The following is a 5,556-nucleotide window of genomic DNA, read 5'->3' as shown; positions in this document are numbered from 1 at the left end:
CGCTCTTCCGATCTCAGAGATTATCACTCAGTTTCAGCCAGAGGTGTTTGCTATCGAGCAAGTGTTCATGGCGAAAAACCCAGATTCAGCGCTTAAACTAGGACAGGCCAGAGGCTGTGCCATTGTCGCTGCGGTGAACGCAGATTTACCTGTGTTCGAGTATTCAGCGCGTTCAATAAAACAGGCGGTGGTGGGTACCGGTGGGGCCGATAAAGAACAAGTGCAGCACATGGTAAAACACATGCTGAAACTACCAGCAAGACCTCAAGCCGACGCAGCGGATGCGCTGGGCGTAGCAATCTGTCATGCCAATACCAATAAAACGTTGGCTGCATTGGCTGGCAAAGCGACGAGTGCTAAAAAAGGTCGTTATCGTTAACATTTTAGCCCCCTATCTTTTACTGGCTATCCATCCAGTTATTTATTATCATCGCTAGATAATATTGTCTTAAAGGAATCGAGTGTGATTGGACGTCTTCGCGGCTTACTGATAGAAAAACAGCCTCCAGAGTTATTAATTGAAGTCAACGGTATTGGCTACGAAGTTCAAATGCCAATGAGCTGTTTTTATGAACTTCCTGAGCTGGGTGAAGAAGCCATTATCTATACTCATTTTGTTGTGCGGGAAGATGCCCAACTTTTGTATGGTTTTAATACAGTGAAGGAGCGCGCCCTTTTTAGAGAAGTCATTAAAGCCAATGGTGTCGGCCCGAAATTGGGGCTAGGTATTCTATCAGGCATGTCAGCAAGCCAGTTTGTTTCATCGGTTGAAAGAGAAGATATTTCCACATTAGTGAAGCTTCCCGGCGTTGGTAAGAAAACCGCTGAACGTTTGGTTGTTGAAATGAAAGACCGTTTGAAAGGATGGGGAGCTGGCGATCTATTTACTCCAGCGACGGATGCCGCGCCTTCGGAATCAGGACCTGTTCATCGCGCTCAAAGTGCACAAGATGAAGCCGTGAGTGCATTATTGGCACTGGGTTATAAACCCGTACAAGCGTCTAAAGTGATTTCACAGATTGCCCGTGATGATATGACCAGTGAACAACTTATCCGTGATGCACTTAAATCTATGGTTTAAGGCACATTATAGGAATTCTACACGTTATGATTGAAGCCGATCGTTTGATTGCCCCTGACAGCCCAGTTTTTAAAGAAGAAGAACTTATTGATAGGGCAATACGGCCTAAAAAACTCGCTGATTATAGAGGGCAGGATCACGTTAAAGATCAAATGGAAATCTTTATCAAAGCGGCCCAGTTAAGACATGAGCCTCTTGATCATCTGCTTATTTTTGGCCCACCTGGTTTAGGAAAAACAACACTGGCTAATATTGTAGCCAATGAGATGGAAGTGAACATTCGAACCACCTCTGGACCTGTATTGGAAAAAGCAGGGGACTTGGCGGCTTTGTTGACGAACCTAGAAGAGAATGACGTTCTTTTTATTGATGAAATTCATCGACTCAGCCCAATGGTCGAAGAAGTGTTGTATCCAGCGATGGAAGATTACCAGCTCGATATCATGATTGGTGAAGGCCCTGCTGCTCGCTCAATTAAAATCGACTTGCCTCCATTTACCCTGATTGGCGCGACAACGCGAGCAGGCTCTTTGACCTCCCCGCTACGAGATCGTTTCGGCATTACTCAGCGCCTAGAATATTATAAAGTCCCCGACTTACAGTATATCGTTGAGCGCAGTGCGAATTGCTTGAATCTCTCTATGGAGCCAGAAGGTGCTTTGGAAATTGCTCGCCGAGCTAGAGGGACTCCTCGTATTGCAAACCGTCTGTTGCGTCGAGTTCGCGATTACGCGGAAGTGAAAGGGGATGGCCATATCAGTGAAGCGATTTCTGACAAAGCGTTGAACATGCTTGATGTGGATGCACAAGGGTTTGACTACATGGATAGAAAGCTTCTGTTAGCCATTATGGAAAAATTTGGTGGCGGTCCGGTAGGGTTAGATAACATGGCCGCGGCTATCGGTGAAGAGAAAGACACCATTGAAGATGTATTGGAACCTTACCTTATCCAACAAGGTTATTTGCAACGTACTCCAAGAGGGCGTATTGCAACTGACAGAGCTTACCTGCATTTCGGAATCGATAAATAAACAGAGCTTAGGGCTTAATACCGATCAACACGCCCTTGCGTTAAAGTGATCGGTTGAACGATCCTCTAGGGCTGTAAAAATCCAAATGTTTTTACGCATTTGGATTTTTTATGGATGTTTCTCAAGCCCTGAACGTGATGAATTTCATCTCGGTTTATGCCATCGGTATGATCTTTGTCTTTCTCGTGTTTGTTGTAATATTGAGCGACGGGTTACTGACTCATGAGGTGAAACGCGCCTTCACTACTCAATCAACGACGAACTACAATCTTTCTTGGAATAAGCTCAACGCCGGGGTTATACCGTTTTTGTGAGGCGTTGAGTGCTTGTTCTAATGCACTGTCACAGATCAAATCAAACTGCTGGGGCAAAGAGTTTATCTTGAAAGGCAAAAAGTCGAGTAAACGATTATCACCAAAGGTGGCTAACTTTATTCTTGTCATTAACTCCGGCTTTTCTGAAAACACGTCAAGCACACCCTCTAGCAACGTATAAGAAGTCGTTACAATGGCATCGGGCATTTGAGCCGATTTAATCCATTGTTTCAGTTGAGCATAGCCGTCTTGTCGGTTGAAGTGTTCACCATACCCAAACAGTGTCTGGACATTCCTTTCTTTCGCTGCGGATTCAAACCCTAGTTGGCGCTCTTTCGATATGTTAAGAGCGGGTAACGCCCCAATAAGTCCGACCTTTTTTGTGTTGGAATCAATAACCGACTGGGTTAATTCAAACGCTGCATCATAGTCTTCACTGACAATACAAGCGAAGTGTTCGTCATCTAATGGTCGGTCAATTGCTATGACTGGAGTACCAGCTTGTTGAATGGCTAAGTAGAAATCATTGGCGTCAGGAAGGGCGCTGGCGACAAAAAGCGCATCGATGCGCCTTGATATGAGTGCCTCGGTGACATTTTTTTCAGTGTCAGGATCGTCATCAGAACAACCAATTAATATCTGGTAGCCAGCTTTGCGAGAGTTTTGCTCTAAGATTTTAGCAATGCGCGCGTAACTTGTGTTTTCCAAGTCAGGGATAATTAGGCCAAATGAACGGCTGTTTCCTGCGCGTAGCGATGATGCAGCGTGGTCAGGGCGGTAGTTATGCTCTTGAACAACGGCAATGACTTTTTGCTGAGTTTTTTGAGAAATTCGGTATTTCTGGGCCTTACCATTAATGACATAACTCGCCGTCGTCTTGGATACCCCTGCTAATTTTGCGATTTCATCTAACGTCATTATGGATCCTTTTTGTGCCATTGATCATAAAAATACGATCTTACGTTAAGCAAGAGTTGCATTATACGCTGAATCGATTCAGTATTAAAGCTGAAAGGATTCAGCAGAGTTGAAAGTCTTAAATTTTTAGAGCTGTGCTGTTTCTTGCTAACATTGAAAATAATGTGAATTTCTTTGTTAGTTTTTTTTAGATGATTGCTGAATCGATTCAGCTTCAAGCGAAATAGAATAACCCTGAGGCAGCCACCATGCTCGAATTGACAATAGATGACATCATTTTAAACCAGTCTTTTAATGACAAGATTGAGGCTATCCAAGCCATAGCGTCAGATTTATCTAGCAAGGGCTATGTTGAAGATGGCTATGTTGAAGGAATGCTGGAGCGCGAAGCTCAACATTCCACTTACCTGGGGAATGGAATCGCGATCCCTCATGGAACGACTCAAACACGTGGTTTGGTACAACAAACAGGGGTGTCAATGCATCATTTTCCTCAGGGAATTAGCTGGGGTGATGGAAATATCGTTTATGTTGCTATTGGTATTGCTGCTCAATCTGATGAGCACCTTGGCATATTGAAGCAGCTGACCCATGTTTTATCGAATGAAAATGTTGAGTTGTTGCTCAAGCAAGCCAGTACCAAAGATCAATTGATCGCTATTTTGAATGGCGATGTGCAAAGCGACAAAGCCCAAAGCCGTTTTTCATTTTCTGCTTCTCTTGTTCAACGTGAGTTTCCCGCGACCGATATGATTCAGATGAGTGCTGTTGCCAGTGGGTTACTGCGTAATCAAGGCTGCGTCGACGCTGAATTTATTTCCGATGTTATTAATAAAGCGCCAACCTCTCTGGGCGATGGTTTGTGGTTAGTCAGTAGTGATTGTTCGGTGAATCAAACAGGAATGGCTTTTGTTTCAGCGGCACAGCCATTTGAAATGAACAATCAGCCAGTGAAAGCCCTACTGGTTATTTCAGCTTGTAATCATCTCCATCAACCCGTTCTTGAACAATTAACAGAACTTGTTTTTTCAAAGCAGCAAAAATCACTGTTTGCCCTGTCAGAAGATCAGCTGGTGGCGCTGTTCGTACGTGATGATAATCGAACTGAAGATATGTCAGGTGACGCGGTCTTAGAGTCGAACCCAATGAATAGCGAACTCGTTAATAGTGGTGAATTTACGATTCGAAATGCCCACGGTCTACACGCGAGACCAGGCGCTATGCTCGTCGCTGAAGCGAAAAAATTTGAGTCGACGATTAAAGTCGCCAACCTTAATGGTGACAAAGAGGAAGTCAATGCGAAGAGTCTCATGAAGGTTATTTCACTGGGGGTTAAGCATGGTTACACGCTCAAATTTACCGCCGATGGGGAAGATTCAAAACAAGCCATTGAAGCGATCGGTAAAGCGATTCAATCCGGTCTGGGTGAAGGGTAGAGAGAGTGATGACAATGAAAACGAAAACGAGCAAAGTCGTAACGGTCACTTTGAATCCTGCGCTTGATCTTACCGGGCACTTATCGTTTATCCATACCGGTGGGGTAAGCCTGGTCGATGAAGGTTCACTTCACCCGGCCGGTAAAGGCGTTAATGTGGCCAAGGTGCTATCAGAGCTTGGGGCTGAGGTCACGGTCACCGGATTCTTAGGGACTGATAACCAAGAGGTGTTTTGTCAGCTGTTTGAACAGCTTGGCGCAACCGACAAGTTCGTTCGGGTTCCTGGTTCAACTCGTATTAACGTCAAGCTGGTTGAACAATCGGGCAGTGTCAGTGACATCAATTTCCCGGGCGTAGAAGTGACTCCTCAAGCTGTACTTGAGTTTGAAAAAACATTGTTGGATTTAGCTGAAGATCATGACTATTTCGTGATAGCGGGAAGCTTGCCACCCGGTATTTCCCCTGAGCTTTGCGCAAGTTGGATCAAAAAACTGCGCTCATTGGGAAAAAAAGTCATTTTTGATAGCAGCCGAAATGCACTAGCTCAAGGCATTGATGCGAGCCCGTGGTTGATAAAGCCTAATGAAGAAGAACTGTCACAGGTTATGGGACTTTCTTCATCGAATCCTGACGAATGTCGAACCGCCGCAGAAACGCTGGCCGAAAAGCACATAGAGAACATTGTTATCTCAATGGGAGCGGATGGCGTTATGTGGCTAAATCAAGGCGAGTGGCTCCATGCAAAACCACCCAAAATGAAGGTGGTGAGCACAGTC

6 protein-coding genes are annotated in these 5,556 nt (G+C 44.9%); 5 read left to right on the top strand and 1 reads right to left on the bottom strand.

Annotation, left to right across the window (positions count from 1 at the left end; all coding sequences use genetic code 11):
• The 3 genes from ruvC to ruvB form a co-directional block, all read left to right on the top strand.
• Positions 1-379, top strand: a 379-nt coding sequence (ruvC, locus tag ACP45E_RS14445) for a crossover junction endodeoxyribonuclease RuvC (protein WP_069585161.1), incomplete at its 5' end; no start/stop codon positions are given.
• Positions 380-463: 84 nt separating this feature from the next.
• Complete coding sequence (gene ruvA / locus ACP45E_RS14440; protein WP_017039020.1) at positions 464-1,081, top strand: Holliday junction branch migration protein RuvA; 618 nt, start codon at positions 464-466, stop codon at positions 1,079-1,081.
• Between the two features lie 26 nt (positions 1,082-1,107).
• Positions 1,108-2,112 (top strand): Holliday junction branch migration DNA helicase RuvB, encoded by a 1,005-nt coding sequence (ruvB, locus tag ACP45E_RS14435; protein ID WP_017033773.1) that lies wholly within the window; start codon positions 1,108-1,110, stop codon positions 2,110-2,112.
• Positions 2,113-2,363: 251 nt separating this feature from the next.
• Here ruvB and cra read toward each other — a convergent pair whose 3' ends face one another.
• Positions 2,364-3,344 (bottom strand): catabolite repressor/activator, encoded by a 981-nt coding sequence (gene cra, locus ACP45E_RS14430; protein WP_017033774.1) that lies wholly within the window; start codon positions 3,342-3,344, stop codon positions 2,364-2,366.
• A 248-nt stretch (positions 3,345-3,592) separates the two neighbouring features.
• Between cra and fruB the strand changes: the two genes are divergently transcribed.
• Both fruB and ACP45E_RS14420 read left to right on the top strand, forming a co-directional pair.
• Positions 3,593-4,780: a fused PTS fructose transporter subunit IIA/HPr protein gene (fruB, locus tag ACP45E_RS14425; RefSeq protein WP_017039019.1), complete on the top strand. Its 1,188-nt coding sequence runs from the start codon at positions 3,593-3,595 to the stop codon at positions 4,778-4,780.
• A gap of 14 nt (positions 4,781-4,794) precedes the next feature.
• Positions 4,795-5,556 (top strand): 1-phosphofructokinase family hexose kinase (locus ACP45E_RS14420; RefSeq protein WP_069585163.1); only part of this gene is annotated, 762 nt, incomplete at its 3' end.

Origin of the sequence: Vibrio genomosp. F10 str. 9ZD137, assembly GCF_049974785.1 — a bacterium.
In the GTDB taxonomy this organism is placed as follows: Bacteria; Pseudomonadota; Gammaproteobacteria; order Enterobacterales; family Vibrionaceae; genus Vibrio.
Note: the sequence above shows the minus strand (reverse complement) of the source record. Positions and strands in the feature narration are given on the sequence as shown.

Bases quoted from the DNA above. Each gene is read 5' to 3' on its own strand.
- ruvB (WP_017033773.1), top strand. From the start codon at position 1,108: ATGATTGAAGCCGATCGTTTGATTGCCCCTGACAGCCCAGTTTTTAAA.
- cra (WP_017033774.1), bottom strand. From the start codon at position 3,344: ATGACGTTAGATGAAATCGCAAAATTAGCAGGGGTATCCAAGACGACG.
- fruB (WP_017039019.1), top strand. From the start codon at position 3,593: ATGCTCGAATTGACAATAGATGACATCATTTTAAACCAGTCTTTTAAT.